The sequence below is a fragment of the Psychrobacillus sp. OK028 genome, assembly GCF_900103605.1.
In the GTDB taxonomy this organism is placed as follows: domain Bacteria; phylum Bacillota; class Bacilli; order Bacillales_A; family Planococcaceae; genus Psychrobacillus.
In genome coordinates, this window is record NZ_FNHY01000003.1 from 360,395 (window position 1) to 386,392 (window position 25,998).

At 34.9% G+C, this 25,998-nt stretch carries 22 protein-coding genes; 8 read left to right on the forward strand and 14 right to left on the reverse strand.

The features are described from left to right. The first annotated feature begins 141 nt into the window (after nt 1–141). The gene (locus tag BLR36_RS07660) at nt 142–372 is read left to right on the forward strand and encodes a hypothetical protein (protein ID WP_093061147.1); all 231 of its coding nucleotides are present in this window, start codon (nt 142–144) and stop codon (nt 370–372) included. A gap of 29 nt (nt 373–401) precedes the next feature. Here BLR36_RS07660 and BLR36_RS07665 read toward each other — a convergent pair whose 3' ends face one another. The 3 genes from BLR36_RS07665 to BLR36_RS07675 all read right to left on the reverse strand — a co-directional run bounded on the left by BLR36_RS07665 (nt 402) and on the right by BLR36_RS07675 (nt 3,204). After that, nucleotides 402–1,421, reverse strand: a complete 1,020-nt coding sequence (locus BLR36_RS07665) for an ABC transporter permease (protein ID WP_093061148.1) — start codon at nt 1,419–1,421, stop codon at nt 402–404. Continuing rightward, entirely contained in the window at nt 1,418–2,257 is an 840-nt protein-coding gene (locus BLR36_RS07670; RefSeq protein ID WP_093061149.1) for an ABC transporter permease family protein, read from the reverse strand. The genes BLR36_RS07665 and BLR36_RS07670 overlap by 4 nt, the downstream gene beginning before the upstream one ends. Before the next feature lie 152 nt (nt 2,258–2,409). Then, on the reverse strand, nt 2,410–3,204 hold the full coding sequence (locus tag BLR36_RS07675; RefSeq protein ID WP_254771347.1) for a YitT family protein: 795 nt from the start codon (nt 3,202–3,204) through the stop codon (nt 2,410–2,412). Nucleotides 3,205–3,665: 461 nt separating this feature from the next. Between BLR36_RS07675 and BLR36_RS07680 the strand changes: the two genes are divergently transcribed. After that, nucleotides 3,666–4,091, forward strand: coding sequence for a ferritin-like domain-containing protein (locus BLR36_RS07680; protein ID WP_254771348.1), 426 nt, complete (start codon nt 3,666–3,668; stop codon nt 4,089–4,091). Nucleotides 4,092–4,134: 43 nt separating this feature from the next. Here the strand turns inward: BLR36_RS07680 and BLR36_RS07685 are convergent, their stop codons facing one another. Then, nucleotides 4,135–5,703, reverse strand: a complete 1,569-nt coding sequence (locus tag BLR36_RS07685) for an alkaline phosphatase family protein (RefSeq protein ID WP_093061151.1) — start codon at nt 5,701–5,703, stop codon at nt 4,135–4,137. A gap of 370 nt (nt 5,704–6,073) precedes the next feature. Between BLR36_RS07685 and BLR36_RS07690 the strand changes: the two genes are divergently transcribed. Together BLR36_RS07690 and BLR36_RS07695 are read left to right on the forward strand one after the other, a co-directional pair. Next, a complete protein-coding gene (locus BLR36_RS07690) occupies nt 6,074–6,904 on the forward strand; it encodes a glycerophosphodiester phosphodiesterase (RefSeq protein WP_093061152.1) in 831 nt (276 codons plus the stop codon). Nucleotides 6,905–7,198: 294 nt separating this feature from the next. Then, entirely contained in the window at nt 7,199–7,777 is a 579-nt protein-coding gene (locus tag BLR36_RS07695; protein WP_093061153.1) for a YitT family protein, read from the forward strand. Nucleotides 7,778–7,821: 44 nt separating this feature from the next. Here BLR36_RS07695 and BLR36_RS07700 read toward each other — a convergent pair whose 3' ends face one another. From BLR36_RS07700 to BLR36_RS07715, 4 genes are all read right to left on the reverse strand, one after another. Further along, a complete protein-coding gene (locus BLR36_RS07700; protein WP_093061154.1) occupies nt 7,822–8,919 on the reverse strand; it encodes an ABC transporter ATP-binding protein in 1,098 nt (365 codons plus the stop codon). 120 nt (nt 8,920–9,039) lie between these two features. After that, entirely contained in the window at nt 9,040–9,927 is an 888-nt protein-coding gene (locus BLR36_RS07705) for a PucR family transcriptional regulator (protein ID WP_093061155.1), read from the reverse strand. Nucleotides 9,928–9,973: 46 nt separating this feature from the next. Further along, nucleotides 9,974–10,885: an N-acetylglucosamine-6-phosphate deacetylase gene (gene nagA, locus BLR36_RS07710; protein WP_256371020.1), complete on the reverse strand. Its 912-nt coding sequence runs from the start codon at nt 10,883–10,885 to the stop codon at nt 9,974–9,976. Nucleotides 10,886–10,902: 17 nt separating this feature from the next. Then, nucleotides 10,903–11,904 (reverse strand): LacI family DNA-binding transcriptional regulator, encoded by a 1,002-nt coding sequence (locus BLR36_RS07715; protein WP_093061157.1) that lies wholly within the window; start codon nt 11,902–11,904, stop codon nt 10,903–10,905. Between the two features lie 566 nt (nt 11,905–12,470). Here BLR36_RS07715 and BLR36_RS07720 point away from each other — a divergent pair. Genes BLR36_RS07720 through BLR36_RS07735 form a run of 4 tightly spaced genes read left to right on the forward strand, consistent with a single transcriptional unit; the run spans nt 12,471 to nt 17,180 of the window. Beyond that, a complete protein-coding gene (locus BLR36_RS07720; RefSeq protein ID WP_093061158.1) occupies nt 12,471–13,652 on the forward strand; it encodes a galactokinase in 1,182 nt (393 codons plus the stop codon). After that, nucleotides 13,653–14,657 (forward strand): UDP-glucose 4-epimerase GalE, encoded by a 1,005-nt coding sequence (galE, locus tag BLR36_RS07725; RefSeq protein WP_093061159.1) that lies wholly within the window; start codon nt 13,653–13,655, stop codon nt 14,655–14,657. Then, complete coding sequence (gene galT / locus BLR36_RS07730; protein WP_093061160.1) at nt 14,654–16,162, forward strand: UDP-glucose--hexose-1-phosphate uridylyltransferase; 1,509 nt, start codon at nt 14,654–14,656, stop codon at nt 16,160–16,162. Before galE ends, galT begins: the two co-directional genes overlap by 4 nt. Next, nucleotides 16,143–17,180 carry an aldose epimerase family protein gene (locus BLR36_RS07735; RefSeq protein WP_093061161.1) on the forward strand — a complete coding sequence of 346 codons (1,038 nt, stop codon included), beginning with the start codon at nt 16,143–16,145 and terminating at the stop codon, nt 17,178–17,180. The genes galT and BLR36_RS07735 overlap by 20 nt, the downstream gene beginning before the upstream one ends. Before the next feature lie 263 nt (nt 17,181–17,443). Here the strand turns inward: BLR36_RS07735 and BLR36_RS07740 are convergent, their stop codons facing one another. Genes BLR36_RS07740 through BLR36_RS07765 form a run of 6 tightly spaced genes read right to left on the reverse strand, consistent with a single transcriptional unit; the run spans nt 17,444 to nt 25,969 of the window. Next, nucleotides 17,444–18,442, reverse strand: a complete 999-nt coding sequence (locus tag BLR36_RS07740; RefSeq protein WP_093061162.1) for a LacI family DNA-binding transcriptional regulator — start codon at nt 18,440–18,442, stop codon at nt 17,444–17,446. Nucleotides 18,443–18,494: 52 nt separating this feature from the next. Then, nucleotides 18,495–19,376 carry a DMT family transporter gene (locus tag BLR36_RS07745; protein ID WP_093061163.1) on the reverse strand — a complete coding sequence of 294 codons (882 nt, stop codon included), beginning with the start codon at nt 19,374–19,376 and terminating at the stop codon, nt 18,495–18,497. A gap of 12 nt (nt 19,377–19,388) precedes the next feature. Next, on the reverse strand, nt 19,389–21,053 hold the full coding sequence (locus tag BLR36_RS07750) for an amylo-alpha-1,6-glucosidase (protein ID WP_093061164.1): 1,665 nt from the start codon (nt 21,051–21,053) through the stop codon (nt 19,389–19,391). Between the two features lie 57 nt (nt 21,054–21,110). Then, nucleotides 21,111–24,167, reverse strand: a complete 3,057-nt coding sequence (locus BLR36_RS07755; RefSeq protein WP_093061165.1) for a glycoside hydrolase family 2 TIM barrel-domain containing protein — start codon at nt 24,165–24,167, stop codon at nt 21,111–21,113. A 42-nt stretch (nt 24,168–24,209) separates the two neighbouring features. Further along, nucleotides 24,210–25,031 (reverse strand): carbohydrate ABC transporter permease, encoded by an 822-nt coding sequence (locus tag BLR36_RS07760; protein ID WP_093061166.1) that lies wholly within the window; start codon nt 25,029–25,031, stop codon nt 24,210–24,212. Next, nucleotides 25,028–25,969, reverse strand: coding sequence for a carbohydrate ABC transporter permease (locus BLR36_RS07765; protein WP_093061167.1), 942 nt, complete (start codon nt 25,967–25,969; stop codon nt 25,028–25,030). Before BLR36_RS07765 ends, BLR36_RS07760 begins: the two co-directional genes overlap by 4 nt. Nucleotides 25,970–25,998: the final 29 nt, after the last annotated feature.

Consider the following 25,998-nt stretch of genomic DNA (forward strand, 5'->3'; position numbering starts at 1 on the left):
GACTTTTTCTGTGACCTCACTTAAAAACATTATGAAATTAGTTCCATTAAATAAATTTTCAAATGTAAATTTGATGAAAAACCCAAACCTCGAATAGAACAAACCCTATTTAGTCATATTAACTACAAAGGAGATGATATTATGCCACGAAGAAGTGACAATCAACATGTGAAAGCGACTCCACATTTTGATAGTGAAAGGGAAAATATTATAAATAATCCTACCTCAACAGCTGGGGCAAAGGTAGGAATTCAATTTGAAGCAAAAGAGGAGTTTGGTCAGGAAGGAAATCCATACAATTATATGCCGAAACCAGACAAAGAAATGAAAGCATTTACGAAACTAACAGAAGGTAAAAAAGTAGAAAAATAATAAAAACTATAGAGTCTTCTCTATAGTTTTTATTTTTCTTTATAAAGTAACTGTATTTTTTCTTTTAATTGTTTTTGATTCCATTCAACTGTTTTATCAGAGACAAATAAAACCTTCTTGCGTTTCGGTATTTTCACTTGACCACTTACCGCTCTTGTATACCCTTCTATCATCGCAGCAATTGCTAAAATGACAAGCGCAAAGCAAATAGCTGGCCCAAGTGGTAACCAAGGAACTCCTTGCAAATAGCGGAAAGAAGATCCAAAAAGCCCAGCCCATTCATAAGCAATCGAATTAGGAGGATCACCCATCATTGGATCATAGCTGACATCTGTTCCTCCGATATACAATTGTAAAAGTCCTAAATGAGTGAAGACGACTAATGTTTCCACGACCTGCTGTCCATATAAGACAAATAGCTTTTCTCGCATCATTGGGAAGAGATGTCTGGTAATAATTCGGCTCTTGCTTGCACCAAGTGTTCTCGATGCTAGAATATATTCCTGCTGGTATAACAAGTTCGCTTCATTTCCGATAAGAGAAGCAACAATCGGAACCGTAATAATGGCCATTAATGCTACTTGAATAACTATACGCTCCCAGACAGTTGTGGAGAAGCCTTCCATTGGCTCCCATAACACAGGATAGAGCATTAAATAAGAGAAAATAGTCATCGGTACATAATGAAGAGGATCGATGAAACTATTAATCGTAGTACGACGTTTTTGCCAATAGGTCCCGATTACAAATCCCAAGGGTACAGCTATTAGCATTCGTACTGCAGCGACACCCATTGCTGAAATAATCGTATATTTTGCTCCTAGCATAATTTTAGCGAACATATCATAGCCATACTGATCGGTCCCTAACGGATGAATCCAGCTTGGAGAAAGCGGTGCAGCCTCTATTACTCGCCCTTTTTCCATTAAAAAATAGGTTTGTTTCGGATCTGAACCATTTATCCATTCAAAAACAAAGCTTCCGATAAGAAAGAAAGTCAGTATAAGAAATCCGATGACAAAATAAGGTTGCTTCCATAACAATTTCACAATGTAGCACCTCCACGGCTTGTCCGACGTAAAAAGTACCACTCAAAAAAGCTATACACTATGAACACTGGGAGGAAAAAGCTACAAACAGTTATTAAAAATAACTCTCCAGTCAAATGCTCACTTAAGTGAAACATAATACCCGGCATGTTGAACATTCGTTCCAGGATGAATAAATTGGACAACATAAACCACATCGTTTTTTTGGATTGAAAGAAAATACTAATAATAGCATTACGAAAAATATGTATAAGTAAAATGATAACTTTATTAAATCCGAGAGATCTAGCGAGTTCTACATATAATTTTCTTTCTTCTGCTTCAAACGTAAGCATACTTAATCGATAAAGCTGAACCATTGGCAAAATCATCAAACAAAAAACTGGTAGTAGATAGATTTTTTCTCCACCAGTGGACGCAATTCGCATAAAAACCCCAGTATGTCTATGAACCAGAATAACAAGTAATTGGATAAGCAAAATAACTAAAATATCAGGTAATGATTCCAAAAAGAAAAACAATGTTTTGATTCGCTGTCGTGCACGTTCCTTAAAAAGCATGGTCATTACTGTGAAGGATAAAGCAAAAAAAACAGAAACAAGAAGTGCTAGAAATAATATTTCTAATGAATAGAAGATAGATTCGCCAATATAACTGCTAAAATATGTATCTAGAAAATGATTCAGTGGAAAAATTACAAGTAAATGCTCCCCATATTCTCTCCACCAAAACTCCCCTTTCTGAAAACCATTAATAAGAATTGGCAAACCACTTATAAGCAGAATTCCGATGAATGCAACAGCTAATTGGAGCATCCAGTGCATAAAATGTTTCACAAAACTCCCCCTGCTGCCTGCAAGCTATGATGAAATAATCATAACATATCGAAAACGAAAAATAGATTATTTTTTGTAAATTCTAAAATAAATTGGAAATAGAAAAAGCAAAACTTCATGCTAAAAATTATAGATTAATCCTTGAAAAACAACTAATATTGGCGAACTTCTACCACACCATTTATTGCTACGAAAGCATTTATGTCAATCGTCTTAATGAGTGTTCTAAGTTCAGGTTCTTCCAACCTGTTTATAACACAGAAAACTATTTCAACACTTTCTTTGGTTTTTCCACCCTCACCAATTATATATGTAACACCACGATCAAAACGTGATTGAATTGCGTCACCAATTTTACGTGAATTGTTGCTAATGATCATAATATTTTTGGATTCGTCAAAGCCAGCTTGTACCATGTCTATTACCTTCATAGCAATAAAATAAGCTATAGCCGAACATAAAGCACCCCTCAATCCATAGATTAACATGGCGAATGAGAATATTAACACATTAATACTCATAATCACTTCCCCCACAGATAAAGGGAATTTCTTTGCAATTAGTATAGCTAAAATTTCTGTACCATCTAGAGCGCCACCTTTTCGTAAAACAATGCCAACTCCTAAACCGATCATAATACCTCCTAATACTGCAACTAACATGGTATCCCCAGAAATAATAGTTGGAATGTGGTGCAATAAGCTAGTAGCAATGGACAATACAGAGATGCCAATTACTGAACTAAAGGCGAATGACTTTCCAAGTTCCTTATATCCAATGAATACAAACGGAATATTTAAAATGAATAGGAATAAGCTTAACGAGAATCCTGTTAAATGAGAGAACAAGATAGATATACCAGTAATTCCTCCATCAATTAGATTGTTTGGAATTAATACAGCTTCTAGACCGATAGCTGTAATAAGTGCTCCAACAATAATAAACAAGACACGACTAACTCTTTCAAACATACTAATAGTACGACTATTTTTAAATTCCAGGTTAAACTCAACTCCCTAATTTGCTTGCTCTTAAACATTATGAACCGGCATTTAAAGTCTCTTATCTCAGAGTAATCTTACAATTACTAGAAAAATCAATTTCGATTTTATACTAATATATATATGTTGAGTGAACGACATGTTATGCTATTTCTTCCTACATATGAAATAAAACTGCATAACTAACAAGAGATTATACTTCGAAAAACACCTGATTATAAACATGGAACAACCTCAGTAAAAATTCAATTAACTAATATAAATGAAATTTTAACTAATGAGAAAGATAAAAGTCCACTAGGCTATTTCGACGCCTTGTGGACTTCTATTTATTAGTTATTTCATTGGTACTGTGTCAAGTTGTTGAACGAATTCATAATGTAATGATAGAAAGGGAGGAATTTAAATTGAATAACCATACAAATCAAACTTCCACTTATTCTAGCTTGCTTGCCGATTTAACGAAAACGATTAATAGCGAATTTACCGCAATTCATTGTTATGAACAATTAGCTGCTATAGCCCCAAACGAGGAAGTTAAAAATCGCATTCTTGAAATAAGGAAAGATGAAATGAGACATTTTCAAACGTTCTCCAGTATTTACTTATCGTTAACAGGAAGGCACCCTAGTCCACAAATAACAGAACAATGTCCAACCAATTTTCAAAAAGGAGTCATTAGCTCATTTAATGATGAACAAGGAGCTGTGGATTTTTACCACGAGGTAGCAAGAAAACATCCTATTGTAATGGACGTGTATAACCAAATAGCTGCAGATGAGCAAAATCATGCGGTATGGTTTTTATTTTTTAAAGTTAATTATTTTTCATAAAATGAATTCTTTACTTTCTGAAAAAAATGGAGTGACACTATACTTATGTACCTTCCAATAGTTGAAGAATCCATTCCTTCACATCAACAAGACGATTATATTCTGGGAAGTCATTTGTCCCAGTAACAATTATTGGAACAATGGAATCTACTTTATGAAGAGATCCATGCGCCCCACCTCCTGCATGGTCGTGACTATGTTTTTCAATGAACTCATAAGATGGTCTTGCATCCACAATAATAACACGCCCTTCCTGTGAATGAAGTGCTCCATATAGCCTAGCAAGGGCATCTGGATAATTTTGATACTGAATCCGTCCTCCATTTGTCATTTTCAAATCTAAGATGGAGGCGTTCCCTGCAATATCCCACGATTGTTCATATTCGTCAACATACTTACCCTTTGGTGAAAACGTAAATTCCTCATCACTTAGGGGACTTACAACATAGTTTGTTTGTTCATCTTTCCAAGCTATAATGCCAATACGCTTGTCCTTTTTTAAAATGTCCGTGATTTCTGATAATTCAACTTGTTTATCATTTACGTAAATGTACGCCATTCGCTCATTGATAGCGATGGCAAGTTGGACATTCCTTTTCTCACCTTCCCAAAACGTATAATTCTTCAATGAATTATTTAAATCAATTAAAGAAGTTTCTTTCTCTTTTTTTATGAATGATTGGCCGCTATCACCTAGTACAATCCAGGTTACCTCTTGAATTGCTTCTTCCCAAGATGAAAAGCTATTTAATATGTCTTGTAGCGCCTCATCTGCTTTTTCAATGCCCTTTAAATCATCCGGGCCATGTTTGTGTACGGAAGCATCTGCATCCGGTAAATATGTTAGTGTAAAGGAAGGTAACTTCTTTTGTTCGATTAAGTATTTCAACTCATTTGCACTGAATTTATTGTTTACTCCTAAACGGTTCCATACAAATTTATTCCAGTCGTTTTTAGAATTATATTGAGATAACAGGCCAAGTGAAAACAATGTTGGTCCATTTATTTCAATTTCTTTTGGTAAAAGATTGACCGTTGAAATAAGTTTAGGGACGTTTAGTTGATGTTGAACACTTCCACGAAATAAAAGGCCATTAATCGAAGCAGATGAAAGCTTGCGGGTCGCTAGCTCTTCATGAATCGTTAAAACCTCTTTACTTAAATGGTTTTCATTGAGATGAATAACGCTGTCCATTGAAATATTTTTTACACCATTATTCCATATTTCACTTATTCCACTTCCATAACTAATCATTCGATTTTCATCTTCTTTAAACCAGATCAATCCCGGCACTTTATGTTGATTAGGATACGTACCGGTTAATAGAGTACTATCAATAGTAACTGACATTGTCGGATAAGAGCTAATCATTTCTGGATTAATATGTCCATTGTTGATCAAAAATGAGAATGCAGGTGCTTTTCCTTGTTTCACTGCTTTTTGTAATGGTTCACTCATTAAGGAATCTACGGCAACTAGTATAATGGGTTTCTTTGTTGAATTTATTGAAATATCATCCAGCTCTTTTGTTGGAGATATAGAAATTGCTAATACTAGAACACTACAGATGAAAATAAATGTAATTAAGCCAATTACAATTTTGCGTTTCATGAACTCACCTTCAAATCAATTATTTAATATTAGTATGGTCTGAGTTTCATTAAAATATGTAGAAGAACACTATTAAAGTGATCTTATCTATTTATTAAATTCCACCGACAAAAATAGATAGACATTCTAAATTAATTAAACAGACCTAATTTTCACCCAATATTTAGTTCAAAACGCGATGTAGGTAAAATAAGGAAATATTTCATTTCTATCTCACTAATTCATCAGTAGATTTGTAAAAATACGTAAGCAAAAAGGTAAAATTTTGTTAACAGAATCTTTATTAAGCTATAAATATATCTACATAATGCTTTAACATCCCTGTTTTATAATAAATTCGAAATATATTATTAGATAGGAGATGGAGAAAATGAACAAAAAATTATTAATAGGAACAGGACTGGCTTTATCGTTTTTTTTCAGTCCAATTAGTCAGGCATTTGCTGAAGGACAAACAGTAGGTGAAAGAAAACAAGTCGAAAATGTAGCACACCGTGGTGCAACAGGTTACGCACCAGAAAATACGATTGCCGCTTTTGATCTGGCTGTTGATATGAAAGCAGATTATATTGAAATCGATGTGCAAAGAAGTAAAGATGGTGAATTAGTAGTAATCCATGATACAACAGTGGATCGTACAACTGATGGAACGGGAAAAGTTGGGGATTTAACATTTGAACAGCTTAGAAGTCTGGATGCAGGTAGTTGGAAAGAGGAACAGTTTGTAGGAGAAACAATCCCAACATTTGAGGAGATTCTTGAGCGTTACCATGGGAAAATTGGAATTTTAATAGAGTTAAAAGCTCCAGAGCTTTACCCTGGTATTGAAGATCAAGTATCAGAAGCTTTAAAAGAACGAAATCTCGATAAACCACAAAATGAGAAAATAATTATTCAATCTTTTAACTTTGAATCAATGAAAAAAACGAACCAACTTCTTCCTAAAGTTTCAATCGGTGTATTAACTTCTAACAGTGCAGATACAACATTAGAAGCTTTACAAGAATTTTCAACATATGCAGATTGGTTTAACCCAAGTTATGGAATCGTGACAGAAGAATTAGTAAGTCAAGTTCACTCTCTAGGAATGCAAATTGGTTCATGGACAGTACGTAGTCAAGAAGCAGCAGACTTACTATTCAAAATGAGAGTTGACGCAATCATTTCTGATTATCCGGATTATGTAGATCCTAGAAACTAATCTTTCTATAAAATAGATTAAGAACAGGATAGTTCAGTAATGCCCCCTTATAATAAGAGCTTTAATATGTAGTTGATTGGCTGGTTTTAATTCGGTATTACACCGGACTTAAGCCAGCCAATTTTTGCTTAATGCATTCAATTAAAAGGAGGATAAATATCAAAGTACTTTTATATCTAAATCATAATCAATGAAAAAAATGATACGTTTTCCTTTAACATCACCTTATTTTTTTACATTTTCCCTTCCATTATTTCATAGTGTATATACATGGATGTCCATGGGAGTGATTAGATGCATTTTTGGAAAAAAGGCTTAGTTATTTTAGTTGGAAGTATTTTCATAGCATTAGGTATTAATCTTTTTTTAATACCGTATAAAGTGTTGGACGGTGGAATTATAGGAATAGCGCTTATATTAAATTACCTTTGGGGTTTAAAGCCTGGACTAATGATTATTTGTTTTAGTATCCCAGTCTTTATGATTGCATGGTTCAATTATCGGGAATATTTTTATAATAGTTTGCATGGAATGATCATTTCCTCCTTTTTGATAGATTTGCTACAGCCATTGGTAGGCTTTATACATATTCAATCGATATATAGCTCTATTTTAGGTGGAACTTTTGTAGGTGTTGGTATTGGGTTAATGTTGCGATTTAAGACAAGCACAGGGGGTACAGATTTAGTAGCTCAATTACTTAGTGATAAAACGGGTATAAATGTAGGGATCCTCATATTTATTATTGATTCAATAGTTGTCTTAAGTGGGGGTCTATTATTATCTACTGATACCTTACTTCTATCGATAATTACAATCTTTTTTGTTGGAGTCACCACAAGTCTTATTACCAAGAATGTTCGAGCCTTCTAATGATAAAAGCCGCTAAGGAATTCCCTTCCTTTAGCGGCTTATTATTACTTAATACGTTGTTCTGTTTCTTTATCAAAGAAATGTGCTTTACTAAGATCAAATGCAAGATCAATTGTGTCCCCTGCTGAAATATTAAAGCGCGAGTCAATTCGAGCAACAAAGCTTTGGTTGTTCACTTGCGAATAAAGAATAATTTCAGCACCCATCAACTCAGCAACCTCTACAGATGCACTCACTTTAGTTTCAGGTGAGAAGTCTAAGAAAACTTGCTCGTCATTAATATCCTCTGGACGAATACCAAGAATGATATCTTTTCCATCATAACCACGTTCTTTAAGAACTTTAAGTCTGCCATCTGGTACTAATAATTTTACATCATCCATTACAAAATGATTACCAACCAATTTACCATTCAAGAAATTCATCGCTGGAGAACCAATAAACCCACCGACAAATACATTATCTGGCTCATCATATACCTCTTTTGGCGCACCAACCTGTTGGATGATCCCATCTTTCATAACTACTAATCTTGTAGCCATTGTCATTGCCTCTGTTTGGTCATGCGTTACATAAATAGTTGTCGTTTGCAGACGGCTATGTAGCTTTTGAATTTCCGCACGCATTTGCACACGTAGCTTTGCATCTAAGTTAGATAGTGGTTCATCCATTAAGAAAACTTCAGCATCACGAACAATTGCTCTACCAAGTGCTACACGCTGACGTTGACCACCAGAAAGTGCTTTAGGCTTACGATTCAACAGATTCTCAAGACCTAAAATTTTTGCAGCATTATCGACACGTTTTTTTATTTCGTCTTTTTTAAATTTACGCAACTTCAGTCCAAAAGCCATGTTATTATAAACATCCATATGTGGGTAAAGCGCGTAGTTTTGGAACACCATCGCGATATTACGATCTTTTGGTGGTACATCGTTCACGCGTTTATCTCCGATAAATAAATCCCCAGAAGAGATTTCTTCCAAGCCGGCAATCATACGTAATGTTGTCGATTTACCACAACCTGATGGCCCTACTAAAACTAAAAACTCTTTATCTCGTATTTCTAAATTAAAGTCTTCTACAGAAACTACTTTATTGTCGTATACCTTTTTAACATTTACTAATTTAAGTTCAGCCATCCTATTTCCCCCTAATTTTGTAAGTGCTTTCATTAGTAATAGAATACTATATTTCTAATTTTCAAGAAATGGGAATAGTGCACAAAGATAATGCAGAACTTAGTGAATATTTACTAAAATTTATTTTCTAGCTAGTAACGCCAAAGACACAGTCATTGCATCTTGAAATTGCCGAATATCTATCCCAGTCTTTTCAAAGAAACGATCCAATCGATATTGCAGACTGTTTCTGTGTAAATGAAGTACCTTTGCTGTCTCGGAAAGATTTAAGTTGCACTGGAAAAAAGTATCCATCATATGAATCGTTTCTTCATCATGTATGTATTCCTGCAATATAGTTTTAGAAATATCCAATCGTAAATCTTCATCTGTCTGCTTTGTTAATAGGAACGGAATGGCCTCCACATAAGTCAATACCGATTTAGTCGTATAATGGAAAATACGTTTGGCAATATTCGTCAGCGAATGATAATAAAGTGTAAGGTCCTCCATATCTTTTTTGTACGGTCCCACAAAAAAAGTAATTTTCACATATAAATCGCTCATTAAGATATCGATTATCTGCTCATACGATATACTTTCCTCTTCCATCATTTGTTGCTCTATGATAAAACCTTCATGCTCATTCTCCCATAGAATAGGAACTTGCTTATCAAAAAGTCCTTCTATCGCATCTTTAAACAAAAGCGGTTCTATTTGATTTTTGTTAAATGAAAAATAAACGAACCGAAAAGGGTGACTAGGTTTCCAATCTTTCTCTCCCAAATCGGTAGAGTATATAATTTTCCTCCAGTTTCTTTCTGCTTGTGTCGGCGTAGGAAACTTCACATTATAAGGTGTTAGAAAAGTAGTCAATAATGAGACATCTTTAGAAGTTAGTTCATCATTCCGGATACCGATGATTTCCTCTTTGTCTGTAGCAAACCATTTATAATCGGAGTCTAGTTGATTTGAACCGTCCTTATGTACTTTTAGTGTGGAGAATACCTCTTTTAATTGGTTAATCATTGATACACCTCATTTATTCTAGCTAACTCGAATTTTTTAAACTATATCATAAAAAAGCTCCACTATGCTCGTAAGCAATTGCTCCTCTACAAATGGTTAACTCAACTTCACCATTTTGACCTATGACAACAATATCAGCATCTTTACCTACACTTATCGATCCTTTGTGACTTAATATCTCTAAACGTTTTGCCTGATTTGTAGAAGTAATTAATATTTGTTCATGTATAGACAAATCTAGCCACTTTACAAGGTTCAATCTAGCATTATTCATTGTTAATATACTTCCCGCTAAAGAATCATGAGAGATTAATGAACATTTTCCTTCGCGTACAGATACTCGCTGACCACCTAAATCATACTCCCCATCCGGCATACCTTTAGCACGCATTCCATCGGTAATTACAAGTACTTTTTCAAGTGTTTTCATTTTTACGATAAGTTTTAGTAAATCAGGGTGAAAATGTATACCGTCAGGAATAATTTCAACATAAACATTGTCATGTAGAATAGCTGCTCCAACTACTCCAGGATCTCTATGATGGAAACTCTTCATGCCATTAAACAAATGTGTTGCATGGGTAACCCCCTGAATAATAGCACTATTTGCTTCATCGTAAGAAGCATTTGTATGACCCATCGACGGAATCACTTTCAACTTTTTCAGTTCCTTTAGTAGCTCAAAGCCTTGATCTAATTCAGGTGAATATGTAATAATCTTGATAGCATCACCAGTTAGTCTATGCCATTTTTTAAAAAGATTAGTGTTTGGCGAAATAATAGAGTCTGCTGGTTGAGCTCCTTTTTGTTCTTTATTTATAAAAGGTCCTTCTAAATGAATACCAATCATTTCGGGAACACCTGGTCCATTACTTTTTGCTCTATATTCTGTTAAATTTTTTAGAACATCTCCTAATTGGATTGGATTAGTCATAGTCGTTGCTAAGAAAGAGGTAATTCCTTCCCTCGCTCAAGCTAGACCAATCCCTTTTTCACACTGTTTCGGATAATCAGACTTGTTGAGATCAGTATTTTCTTTGCGATTTTTCTGCCTTTCAAACGTTCAAGTAACGTGTCAACAGCTGTTTCTCCCATAATTTCTGTATACACTTTGATTGTACTTAAAGAGGGATACATGTATTTTGAAACAGTCATATCATTTATTCCAATAATACTTACTCGATCAGGAATCGCTATATTAGCCTCATGAAGAGCTCTTAAACTGCCAATAGCAATAACATCACTACTCATAAAAAAGGCAGTCGGTAAATCGTCTTCTAATTCTTCTATCGCTTTTTTCATCAGATTATAACCATCCTCAACAGAGAAGGAGCCTACATAAACAAATCTTTCATCATAAACACCATTTTCCTTCATATAGGATTGAAATGTTTTTTCCCGTAAGTCAACAATATACTCAGTTTGACCTTTGAGTTTCTCTCTCCCACCAATAAACCCAATTTTTCTATGTTTAGTTGAAAGAAAAAAATCGATTATTTTTTTTGTTGCTTTTTCAAAATCAATGACAATAGAATCGTATTTTTCTTCATTTGGACTGAAATCAACGAAAATGACCAACGGATTAATTATTGCTAATTCCTTCACTTGTTGATCACTAAATTTACCGACAGCAATAATTCCTTTAATCTCAGCGGCCTTTATATCTTTAATATTATCGAAAAAGTAAACTTCAGGATTCATACCAATTTCTTTACAACGCTGTTCAATCCCAAGTCTTATTGAGAGATAATAGAGATCATTTAACTCCTCTTTTTCTGTATACCAATGTACAATAGCAATCTTTTGATCAAAATATTTTTTTGATGTGCTTTTTCTATAGGATAACTCTTCTGCTATTTCAAATATCTTTTTCTTCGTGTCATCTGCTACCGATAAACTTGTATCATAATTTAGCACACGTGAAACTGTCGCAGAGGATACACCTGCTTTTTCAGCTATGTCTTTAATAGTTGCCACTTTCAATCACCTTTTCCATTTCTATAATTACCGAATTTAATAGATTATTCTAATATATACTATAATACAGTATTTATAGCCTCAGAGCAGAGTATAAACCGCTCTTTATTTATAGAATGTAGATCCTTTAGTTTTCTCATTCTTTGAATTGAAATTTAATAATTCAAATTGTCCAAACGTTTAATTTTTCGCCATTTTCTTTCATTATCATCGTCGCGAATTTTGTAACACCAATATAAACTCCCAATGCTGCATATGTCACTAATTTCACCACTCAATCTCATCATCTGAAATTTGTACATACTTTCAAAACAAGTAAACTATTGATAATTTATTTCAGTAAAAAATTTACTTGATTTTTTTAAAATTTACCACGAACTAAATATTCTCTCTATGAAAAATAAACGAAAATATTTATTTTTTTGTTCGTTCTAAAAAGTTTTCTCTATTGTTTTAAAGGCTTGAAGGCTAATAATAAATAAGTAAAAGAATTATTTTGAACATTCCAACTAAATGTAGTAAACTAAATTATACAAAATATTTTACTAAATACAGGAGGTAAATCCATGCGAATTCCAAATTTACTCTATGAATTCCAATCTGTATTCAACACTACTAAAACACCACGTTCTTTTTTTGCTCCAGGACGTATTAATCTTATTGGTGAACATACGGATTATAATGGAGGCCATGTCTTTCCCGCCTCTATTTCGTTTGGAACATATGCACTTGCCCACAAACGTGAAGATCAAAAGTTACGCTTTTTCTCTATGAATTTCACTGATACAGGGATCATTGAATGTGACCTCAATAATTTGAATTATGATGAAACACACTCTTGGGCGAACTTTCCTAAAGGAGTTATTAAATACATATGTGAAAATGGTTTTAAAATATCGAATGGAATGGACATCTTGTATTATGGAAATATTCCAAATGGTGCTGGTCTTTCTTCTTCAGCTTCGATTGAAATGGTAACTGGGGTTCTTTTAGAAGGACTGTACAATTTAACAATTGACCGACTAGAAATAATTAAGCTTGGACAAAAAGTAGAAAACGAGTATATCGGTGTTAATAGTGGTATTATGGACCAATTTGCTATTGGAAAAGGAAGAAAGAATCATGCAATTTTATTGAACTGCCAAACGCTAGAATATGAATATGCTCCTATAGAGCTAGATAATCATGTCATTATGATTATTAACACGAATAAACAAAGAACTTTAGCGGGTTCAAAATATAATGAACGTCGCTCCCAATGTGAAGAAGCTTTAAAGGATTTACAAACTGAACTTCCTATTCAAAGTCTGGGAGATTTATCGATTGAACAATTTGAGGAGCAAAAGTATCTTATTCAAGATGAAACAAACCGAAAACGTGCAAAACATGTGGTTTATGAAAATGAGAGAACACTAAAAGCTCTTCTACTTTTACGTCAAGGAAATTTAGATCAATTTGGAAGTTTAATGAATGAATCACATCTCTCTCTTCAAAACGATTATGAAGTAACAGGTTTTGAATTAGATACATTAGTAAAAACTGCACGGGAACAACCAGGGGTTATTGGAGCTAGAATGACAGGAGCCGGTTTCGGGGGATGTGCAATTGCAATTGTCGAAAAAAATAAGCTTGATAGCTTCAGAGATAATGTTAACAAAATTTATGCTAGTGCAATTGGTTATGAAGCGTCATTTTATACTGCGTCAATTGGTGATGGAGCAAGAGAGATAACTGGAGGAGTGTTGTAAATGAGTATATTAGTTCTAGGTGGAGCAGGATATATTGGATCGCATGCGGTTTATCAGCTAATAGATCAAACGTCAGAAGTAGTTGTTATTGATAATCTTCAAACTGGACATAAACAAGCTATTCATCCTAAAGCAAAGTTTTACGAGGGTGATTGTAGAGACATCAGATTTATGCGAGAGGTATTTAATAAAGAACCTATTGATTCAGTTATCCATTTTGCTGCTAATTCTTTGGTCGGCGAATCAATGGAAGAACCACTTAAGTACTTTGACAATAATGTTTATGGCACTCAGGTTTTGCTACAAGTCATGAAAGAATTTGATGTAAAAAAAATCGTTTTCTCATCTTCAGCAGCGACTTACGGTGAGCCAGAAACTGTTCCTATCACTGAAGATATAACAACAAATCCGACAAATGCTTATGGGGAAACAAAGCTGATGATGGAAAAAATGATGAAATGGTGTGAACAAGCAGATGGAATCCGATATGTTTCTTTACGCTATTTTAATGTTGCGGGCGCAAGAGAATCTGGGGAAATTGGCGAACACCATAATCCAGAAACACATCTTATCCCCATTATTCTAGAAACTGCTCTCGGGCAGCGCTCTCATATAACTGTTTTTGGAAATGACTATGATACACCGGATGGCACATGTATTCGTGATTATGTTCATGTTGAGGATCTTATTCATGCACATCTTTTAGCACTTGCCTACTTAGATAATAACGGAAATAGCGATATCTTCAATCTTGGTAGTAGCCAAGGTTTTTCAGTTAAAGAAATGATAGAAACAGCTCGTAAAGTCACTGGAAAAATAATACCAGAGAAATCTGGTGAACGTCGTGCGGGTGATCCTAGCATTCTGATCGCAAGTTCTGAGAAAGCGGCTTCTATTTTAAACTGGCACCCTGCTAAAAATTCTATTGAGAAAATCATTCAAGATGCTTGGAACTGGCATGTCAATAATCCAAATGGATATAACAAGGATGTGACAAACGAATGATTTATGAACATATTCAAGGTCTTATTCAAAAAGCAATTGAAACAAAGCTAATCTACCCTTCAGATCGAATTTATGTTTTTAACCAGATACTTTCACTATTGGACATTGAATCGAGTAGTGAAAAAACGGAACAAATAACAGAGGATTCAATTCCAAATTTGCTCGAAAAAATAACTACATTTGCTTTAGACAATAACGTTATTGAGGATAATTTCGATGATAAGGAAATTCTATCAGCAAATATAATGAATTGCTTTGTTGCAAGACCTTCAACTATTAATGAAATTTTCCAGCAAAAATATAAAAACTCTCCAAAGGATGCAACCGATTACTTTTATGAATTAAGTAAAAATAGTAACTATATTCAAATGAATCGAATCAAGAAAAATATCCATTATAAGGCTGAAACAATCTACGGTAATATGGATATCACCATTAATATGTCAAAGCCTGAAAAAGATCCAGAACAAATCAAGCGAGAACGAGATTTTAAGCATAATAGTGATTATCCAAAATGCGTTTTATGCATTGAGAACGAAGGATATGCAGGTAGATTGGGATATCCAGCTAGAGCAAATCATCGAATTATTAAAATACAGCTTGGAGATGAAAATTGGTACTTACAATATTCACCTTACGTCTATTATAATGAGCACAGTATTTTACTAGCTGAAGAACATCGTGATATGAAAATAAGTAAAGGGACTTTTGAAAGATTACTTGCCTTTATAGAAAAATTTCCGCATTACTTTATTGGTTCAAATGCAGACTTACCTATTGTCGGTGGTTCCATCTTAAATCATGATCACTATCAAGCAGGGAGATATGAATTCCCAATGACCAATGCTCCGAAAGCATTCTCATTTACATTGAAAAATTTCTCAAACGTAACTTCTTCGATCTTAGATTGGCCATTAACAACTCTTCGCCTGCAAAGTGAAGAAAAAGCGTCACTAGTTCAAGCTGCCGATCATATACTTTCAACATGGAAAAACTATAGTGATAAGAAAGCTAAAATCATAGCATTTACTGGAAATACACCACATAATACAATCACGCCGATTGCTCGAATGCGAGATGGGAAGTTTGAACTCGATCTTGTTTTAAGGAACAACCGAACAACTGACGAACACCCATTAGGAATTTTCCACCCTCATTCAGATGTTCATCATATAAAGAAAGAAAATATCGGTTTAATTGAAGTAATGGGATTGGCAGTCCTACCAGCCCGTCTAAAGAATGAATTAGATGAAATTAAACAGTTTTTACTTGGTAAACACAGTAATGTTGCTACCTACCACCTAGAATGGGCTGATCAGCTAAAAGAAAAGTATGGTGAATTATCCCATTTAGAACTAATCGAATCTGCAGTGGAAAAAGAGCTTGGGGATAAATTCGCAAAAGTACTTGGAGATGCTGGAGTCTTTAAAAAACAAACCGAATTTGAACGATTTATCAAATCATTGAATAGAGATGGTCAATTAGATGAAAATAGAGACGCATAGTATCGACGGAAAATGGAAACGGTATACCTTAATTAATAATAATAACATGAGCATTAGATTCTTAGACTTCGGCGGAATCATTACCGAAATAAACGTTCCGGACCGAAATCAACAATTGGAAAATGTTGTACTTGGATATAGAAACTATCAGCATTACGAAAATAATACGAACTTCTTAGGAACGATTATTGGCCGTGTTGCCGGAAGGATTAAAGATGCATCGTTTACCCTGAATAATAAAACATATATGCTAGAAGCAAATAATAACACTCACCATTTACACGGAGGCTCGAAAGGGTTCCATCAAATAATATGGAAAACAAAACCATTCCAAACAGAAAATACGGTTGGCGTGACATTAACACATCGAAGCCACGATGGCGAAGGTGGATATCCCGGAACAGTGGATGTAGCAGTTACTTATACATTAAACAATAAAAACGAGCTTATCATTGACTATTTTGCTACATCCAACAAAACTACAGCATTTACTTTGACCAATCATTCTTATTTTAATTTAACTGGAAATTTAGCACAAAACATACACAATCATGTCGTTACTATTGATAGTGATACGTTTGTGGAGCTTAGTGAAGAACTAATCCCAACAGGTAAGAAGTTGCATGTTGAAAATACTCCTTTTGATTTTCGTGAAGGAAGAAAAATTGCTGATGGTATTAACTCCACCTATTCACAAAACATAATGGCTAACAATGGTTATGATCATTATTTTATATTGAATCAGAGAAAACAAGCTGTTATTTGCATAAAAGACGAAACAAGCGGACGCAAATTAACTGTAAAGACCAATCAGCCGGGAGTCGTGTTGTACACAGCAAATAGCTCTATCGATAATCTTGAGTTAGAAAAAGGAAGGTCGAAGCAACATTTAGGGGTTTGTTTGGAGACACAAGCCTCCCCTGCTTCATTACATCATGAGGGTTTTCCTACGATTATTCTAAAAGCTGATGCAACATACAAAAAGCAAACCGTGTATACATTTGGCATAGAGGAATAAATGTAGCGTAGATCAGTAGGTGGATCCACTTTCTGCCGCTATCTTCAAAATTAAAAGGTCTTATTGAATTAGATAATGTGTAGCGTCAGGATTTTTCATTGCTCAACGTTCATCAATCTTATAAGATCAAAAAATTTCCTGGTTTACTATGCCACCTAGGTACACCTAATTACATCACGCAAAAATAATCCAAAGTATAACAGATTTCTTAACTTTTTCATAATACAAAAAACCACGAAAATTAAATTCGTGGTTTTTTAATACTATTTCTTCACCTCCATCGCACTATCTCTTATGATAAGTTTCGTGTGAATCGTTATTTTCTTACATATTCCGCGTTTAGTCGCAATTCGTTCAAGCAGTAAATCGACAGCGGCTTCTCCCATTACTTCAGTATATAGTTTCACTGTGGTCAACGGAGGAACCATGTACTGAGCCGAGGAAACATCATTGAAACCGACGATACTGAGATCCTCTGGAATTTTAACCCCTAGTTCGTAGGCAGCTTTGTAGCATCCAATTGCTATCGAATCATTTGCGACAAATAGCGCTGTTGGTTTCTCATCTTGGCTTAACATTTCCTTTAAAGCCTGGTAGCCGTCCTTTGGATTATAGCCACCAATTTTAACGAAATCTTCTTTAAAAATTCCCTTTTCTTTCAAGTAGGCTTCAAATACGTCCTGTCGCAAATCCTTGAATCGGTTCCCAAACATATCCGTGTCGATACCACCGATAAAGCCGATATTTTCGTGACCTAACTCTACCAAATAAGTAAGTGCACTTTTGGTTGCTGAGTTAAAGTTAATTACTACTGCATCAAAATAATTCTCATCTGGATTCGCATCAACAAATACCGACGGTTTATCAAAACTCTTAATCAATTCAATATCAGCTTTTTTAAAAGTTCCCAAGCAGATAATTCCATCTAGCTTTGAAACACTTTTTTTTGTGTCATCTTTCGTAATCTTTGAAAATTCCATTCTCATATTTTTTAGCTTTTTTTCTAGCGCTACCCTAATCGAAAGATAGTAGGTATCAGCCAATTCTTCTTCGAGTGAAAAAGAATAGTAGAGCCCTATTTTCCCTTTCATTTTTACTTTTTTCTGTTTTGAGGTGATAACATAGTTTAGTTCCTCTGCTGCCTCGAAAACTCGCTGTCGTGTCTCCGGTGTCACATTAAGTGTTTCGTCACAATTTAACACTCGAGAAACTGTAGCAGGTGAAAGCTGGGTCAAGTCTGCTATATCTTTAATTGTCGCCATTTCTAAAACCTACTTTATCCGATTTTATTTCTATTGTAGTATACAAACGCAACTATTGCACTTTTCCACGATAATCTCTTTTAAAAAACACTAACTTGGTTTCTGAAATAATGATTGCTACAAGGATTAGCGTTGCACCTATAACCATTTTTCCGGTTAATACCTCACTTAAAATAATAATAGAGAATACCATTCCCCAGAATGCTTCTGTAGATAATATGATGGCCGCCTTAGTTTCGTTTGTATATTTTTGGGCAACTGTCTGAAGTAAGAAAGCAATTGTAGTGGAGATTATTCCTAAATATAAAACAGCCGTTACTCCTTCAAAACTTGCTTCAAAATGTGTCTCTCCTTTGAAAAGAACAACAATAAATCCAAGTACTGTAGCTACTGCCATTTGAACAACCGTTAATAGGACCGGGTCTTCATTCTTTACAAACATCGCTGTGTATATAATATGGAAAGCAAATGCTACTGCGCATAATAATGTAAGGAAATCTCCGAAATTGACACCACCTGATAGCTTTAGTGACAATACACCGATGCCTATGATAGCAAGTAGTGCACCAAAAAACTCAAACTTGTCCATTTTTCGTTTAAAAATGAAAAAAGCAATTAGCGGTACAATGACAACATTTACAGCAGTTATAAATGCATTTTTCGAAGGTGTTGTATACACCAATCCAACTGTTTGTAAAGCGAAAGCTAAATATAAAAAGACCCCAATGATAGATCCTTTAATGATAGTACTTTTTTTAATGTTCTTTAGTTTCTTAAAAAAAACAAAGCTTAACAAAATAATGCCCACAAGGAAACGGATTACAAGTATTTGGTATGGTGTAAAGTGTTCGAGTGACACAGCACTTGCAACAAATCCACTTCCCCAAATAATCGCAACAAGTATAAGCCCTATTTCTCCAATATTTTTTCGCATATAATCCTCCAACTATTTACCTTCAATTAACGATAGGAACACACTTGATGTCCATGTAAAGGAAGTATCAACGAGTCCTTTACCACTATGCGGATCAAAATTTTCAGCCATTCCACCAACAAGCGTAAGATTTAGATATTTTTCTTTAATTCTTTCTCCAATCTCGCTATAGCCAAAGCTAATTAATGAGTCAATAAAAAGGTAGGTAACAGGAGCCCAAATTGGTCCAAGCCAATAACCATTTTCCTTATACAACGCACTTGATGGCATTTCGGTTGCAAATCCATATTTTGTTTCAAAGTTTTCTACAAGGTCCTCTACAAGTTGGTCCATGATTGTTTTATCTAAGCGATAACCTATTAAAATCGGTAATCGCAATATCAAGCTGGAACGGATGTCAATTTTCTCAGCATCTTTACCTACACGGCCAAAGAAGCCTTTTTCGTCATATAGACGTTCCATTAATAGAGTGAAAAGTACATCTGACTTTTCTGCAAATTTATCCGCTTCTTTCTTTTCCCCAAGAAGATTAGCAAATTTCGTTAAAACATCATAAGTTCGAATTAAAAAACTAGCTAGGTCTGGTGCCTCAACGGTCATTCCACGATGGAATAGAGAGGAATTATCCCAACCAGAGTCGTTACCATGCTTATAATGCGGAAGTCTACCTTCATACGTTCGATATAAATCAAAGTATTGTGTTACTTTTTTAGTAGATTCATAAACCTCTCTTAGGCGACTCTCTTCTTTAAAGTAGTCATTCATTTCCATCAGTTTTTCATAGGCGTATGCAAAGACCGGTGGTTTAATACAATTATAAGACACAAACTTATCATTCACAAAATCCGGATAAGCTCCAGACTTATCCTGCGTGTCCATAAAAATTTTTAGCTGAGAATAAGATAGCTCGGGATACTTCTCGCCAATATGTATGGCATTAAAACAATTGTCCCAAGACCAGATGTTATACATCCAGAGTTTTGACATATACATAGCATAATTTTTTAGGACTCCATCCGGATGAACTATACTTGACCAAGTGATATAAACAGCACGATCAATCGAATCTTGATATAGTTCATTTTTTACAACATTATTTTCTACCCAATCCTGATAGAGCTGCTCTACTTTTTCTTTTCCTGCTTGGAAGCTTGCATACACTTTTGGCGTAAACACAGTGCGATAACTTTCAATGACAAAGTGTCCATTACTCATACGAATATCGATATAGTCATTTCCAATCACATTCCAAGGCGCGTCAACAGACATCATACCTGAAAGCCTACTAATCATCAGCTTCAATTCTTTCGGATAGATATGATATTCGTACATGCCTTCCTGATATTCATGAAGGGTATCGTACTTCACTTTATTAGCTTGCAAACGAACTTCCACCCCGTGAGCTTCTATATGAAGCTCGTCTTCTTCCGAAATTATAATTTCAGCATATTTCTCTATATTCTTCACTAAATAAAAACGCAAGGACGTTTCCGTAGCGTCGATATCAAATTCTTGTTCAATGCCATCCTGTAACAAATCCAATTTAAATAATTTTGATGGCGCATCGTCTCCACCATGAACATCCCGTATATAAATTTCCTTTGTAGCCTTTTCCTTCGATACACAAAAATAAGAACCAAACCGTGAAAAAGGGATTTCTTCTATGTTTAATTTCATGAGTTTCTCCTTTCGTCAAGCAAAAATAAAGAAGCAGAGTTTTCTCTGCTTACTTATTTAACGGACAGTAAAAATTTTACTTTCTTCAGCTATGCAATTCTTGTCTATTTTTCTTATTTCAAATTGAAGATGGAAATCCTCAATCACAGTTCGGTATGGGGGTAATTGTTCCTCTCCGCAACTGTTACTTCCAACACCACTTTGCTTATAATCAATCGTCAACACACTAAATGGTGACTTCTTAATATTACCGCGGTGCTTCGCCTCTTCAAGCGCACTTGTTTCATAATCATGGATAGTAAAATCATATGTTTCTTTAAAATTAACCAAATATGCTTGCTTATCATTTGTTACAGCTAAGAAGGAAGTATCACTACGTGAACCATTTTCCTGCGGATATACATAATCAGTATGCATTTGTTGAATAGTCTTATTATATAAGCCAATGGGTTGACTGCGTTTTGTATCCTGATACGATTCAGAATCACCTCGACCATACCAGGTAACGTTGTTGTAATCCTCATTAAGATGCATCGTTACACCAATGCGCGGAAGCAGTTCTGGAATTTCAAGACCTCGTATTACCTTTTTACCTTGTAGTTCAATATTCAAGGCACCATTTTTAGTCATTCGATAGTGATATGTCAGATGAAAGCCCCACGCTTGGTTCACGGTAGATAAAAATTTAGTAATCATAACATCCACATATTCTTCTGTCATTTCGCAAGTCATATTTGCTAATTGTTCTTTTGTGTTTTTAAGGAAGTATTTATTAACCCAGTCATCCTTTTTGTACATGTCATTGTCGATAATCGCTCTCCAAAGGGTAACTTCTGGACCTTTGATAATAATTTCTTCCCCGCCACATTTGAAAGATTTCAGAGAGCCATACACACTTGAGAAAACAGCCTCGAACTGATCGTTTTCAATTGTGAGTAAAGCACCTTCATCCTTCATAACAAATTCAGATCCTAATGAATTGATAGACCTCACTTCTTTTTCAACTTTTGTAGATTCTAATAAGAAGCTTTCTCTTGTAATTTCATGACCTTTATCCGCATAGCGAGTATCCTCCGATTCCTGATAGCTTAAATAGATACGAACTTCGTCTTGTTGGGCAGCTTTTACTATATCTATTGGAAGCGTAATAACCACTGATTCATGCGCTTCTATACTTGGTAGCTGCATTTCCTGCGCTTCGATTAGTGAGCCGATTGATTTCACTTCAATTTGAAGGGTCACTCCGCTTAGGTTTTTAAAATCGTATAGATTTTTAATACGAATTTTCCCTTCCGCTAAGTTTACTTCCTCCGTAACAATTGGTTCAATTACTTTTTTATATTCAAATAGGCCTGGTGAAGGCGTTCTATCAGGGAATACAAGCCCATCAATACAGAAGTTGCCGTTAGTAGGGAAATCACCATAATCTCCGCCATATAAATAGTAAATTTCTCCATTTCCGTTCGTCCACTCAATTCCATGATCACACCATTCCCAGATGAAGCCACCTTGCAATCTAGGATATTTTCTCATAGTTTGCTGATATTCCGTTAAGCCGCCCGGACCATTACCCATGGCGTGTCCATATTCACATAATATATGAGGCTTCTTGCCTTCCGCATCCTTACCAATTTCTTCAAGACGATTCAAGCGAGTGTACATCGTTGTGTATACATCACTGTACGCGGCATTTCTGTCACCTTCATAATGAACTAATCTAGTAGGATCAATCGTTTTGATAGCATTGTACATAGCGGTAAAGTTTCTACCAGCACCAGATTCATTTCCTAATGACCACATGATAATACTCGGGTGATTGCAGTCTCTTTTCACCATGCGTACCGCTCTCTCAACATATTGCTTTTCCCATAGTTCATTGTCAGAAATCCAATTATAGTTTCCAGTATTTTCAAAACCATGACATTCAAGGTCCGCTTCATCAATGACATAGAGACCATATTCATCACATAAATCATAGAATACATCATTATTTGGATAGTGCGCTGTACGAACAGCATTAATATTGTACTGTTTCATCATTTTAATGTCCTGAAGCATATCCTCGTAACTCACTGTTCTCCCTGTCTTTGGATGTGAGTCGTGGCGGTTCACACCATTAAAGAATATGCGTTTTCCATTAACACGGATTTCGTTGTCAATAATCTCAATGGCACGGAAACCTATGCGTAATGGCACAATTTCCTTTTCACCTGACAGACTATATTCGAGGTGAAGTGTATACAGGTTAGGTTCCTCTGCATTCCATAAAAGTGGATTTTCCTGGACTCTGTTCAATTCGAATTTCCCATCAACCACTTCCACTTCAAACTTGTCGACTTGTTTATCATGATGATAAAGCGTCGCGACCATATCTGTTACTTGGTTTGTTAAAAATTCTCCACCAATTTTTAATGTGAAATTTTCATAACTTTCATGGGGTATTGTTTCAACATGGACATCCCAAAGAGTTTCTTTGTTGATTTTAAACAGTTCAACACTCCTAAAAATTCCAGAGAGCCACCACATATCTTGGTCTTCTAAATAAGTTCCATCAGAAAATTGATAGACTCTAACAGTGAGACGATTACTACCCACCTTTATGTACTCTGTAATATCAAATTCAGATGGCACTCGTGAAATTTTGCTAAAACCGACATGCTGTCCATTCACATATAAATCAAATGCAGAATCTACGCCATTAAATTTTAAAATATATGCTTCACTATCTTTTAAATCAGAAATGACAAGCTCTCTAAAATAGATACCAGTAGGATTTTCCTGTGGAACAAACGGCGGATTAATGGCAAATGGATACAAAACATCTGTATAGTGCATATTCCCGTAGCCCTTAATTTGCCAACTTGATGGCACTTCTATATCTTTTAAACTTTCAATACTGAAGTCCTTTCTTTCAAACCCTTTAGGCGAAAGCTCAGGTGCATCCACAAACAAGAATTTCCATATTCCATCTAGTAATGTATAGCCAATACTATTTTCTTTAGTAAATGTTTGAGCATTTTCTATTGTTCCATATCTATAAAAATCGGCGTGAGCAGGAAGTTTATTGATTCCCGTTAGGTGAATATCTTCCCACCTCTTCATTTCCCGTCTCATATTATCTTCCTCCATATAACAATATATTGGTATTTATATTTCTTACTTAACCGAACCACTAATACCGTCAACGATATACTTCTGTGCAATTAGGAATATAACAACTGGTGGAATGATCATGACTAAAGTAATCGACATGATTGGTAGAATCTGCAGATCATGAACTCCTTTAAATGCCGCTAACCCTAATGCTAATGTATATTTTGATTGGTCTTGCAAATAAATTAATGGTCCAAGGTAGTCATTCCATACTGACAAAATATTGAGCACTGCAATTAAAATAAGTGGAGCTTTCATAATCGGCACGAAAATTTTAAAGAAAATCTGAAACTCGTTTGCCCCATCAATTCTAGCTGCATTTTCAAGATCCTTCGGTATACTCATTAGAAATTGTCTCAACAAAAATATATAGTATGCTGATCCAAAAAACGCTGGTATAACCAATGGTTTTAATGTGTTAATCCACCCTAACATATTGAATTCCATATATAGAGGAATCATTGTGACGTCCCAAGGAATCATCATTGTCGCTAACATTAAGATGAAAAGAGCGTTTTTATATTTGAAGTTATATCTAGCAAATCCATACGCAACCAACGAACAGGATAGTAACTGACCTATAGTTGTCAGTACAGTAACGATGACTGAGTTCTTTAAATAAACGCCAAATGGTTGACTATTCCAAGCATCAACGAAGTTTTTCCACTGTAGTACTTCTGGAAAAATCTTTGGAGGATAACTAAAAACCTCAGTCTCTGTTTTTAATGCAGAAAGGACTACCCACACGAATGGTGATATGAAGTAAAGTGAAAATAATCCTAGAAGGCTGAACGTGATAATTTTAAATCCTTTTGGCATCTTCATTTTTTTCTTCTTCCTTTCTTCCCTTCTTTTTTCACTTCATTTTCATAGAACACCCATGTGGATGATGTCTTAAAGATTACCATTGTTAACAGTAAAACCACGATGAACATAAACCATGCGTTTGCACTTGCATAACCAAGCTGATGATGTTTGAAGGCATTGTTATACACATATAGTCCGTAGAAATAGGTTGATTTCAACGGGCCGCCACCGGTTAACAATAATACCAACGCCAGCTGCTGCAATGCTCCGATTACAGATGTAATCACATTAAATAGAATTGTCGGTGTAATACTTGGAATCGTAATACTGAAAAACTGACGTAATGGACCAGCACCGTCAATCGCTGCTGCCTCATATAATTCTGTTGGGATTCCTTTTATATTGGTATAAAAGATTAACATCATAATTCCGACGCCCCAGGCACTCGCAATTACGATTGTGAAAATTGCCCATTTAGGATCTACAAGCCACATTGGACCTTCTACACCAATTAACGATAGTATATAATTTAAAATTCCATACTCAGAGTTGAAGATCCAACCCCAAATAATAGAAATGGCAACCCCTGAAACAACTGCTGGTAAATAAAAGATTGTACGGAAAAATTTCATTCCTTTTAATGGTTGAGTTATGAGAAGCGCTAAAATTAAAGCAATCGCTAAATTCAGTGGTACAAAAATTGCAGCAAATTTAAATGTAATGATTATAGATTTATAGAATTGTGGATCCTGCGTAAACATTGTTTTATAATTTTCGATTCCCACAAATGTTGGTTCACTTGTAATCGGCCAATTAAAAAAGCTCATGATTAATGAGAAAATTAGTGGTCCAAGAGTGAACACCAAAAACCCGATAATCCACGGCAGGATAAATAAATAGGGTACTTTCTTATTTATTAGCTGATAGCTAGTTCTTTTTTTTGATATATTTTGCATAAGATGACCCCTTCATCGGTTTAGAAAAT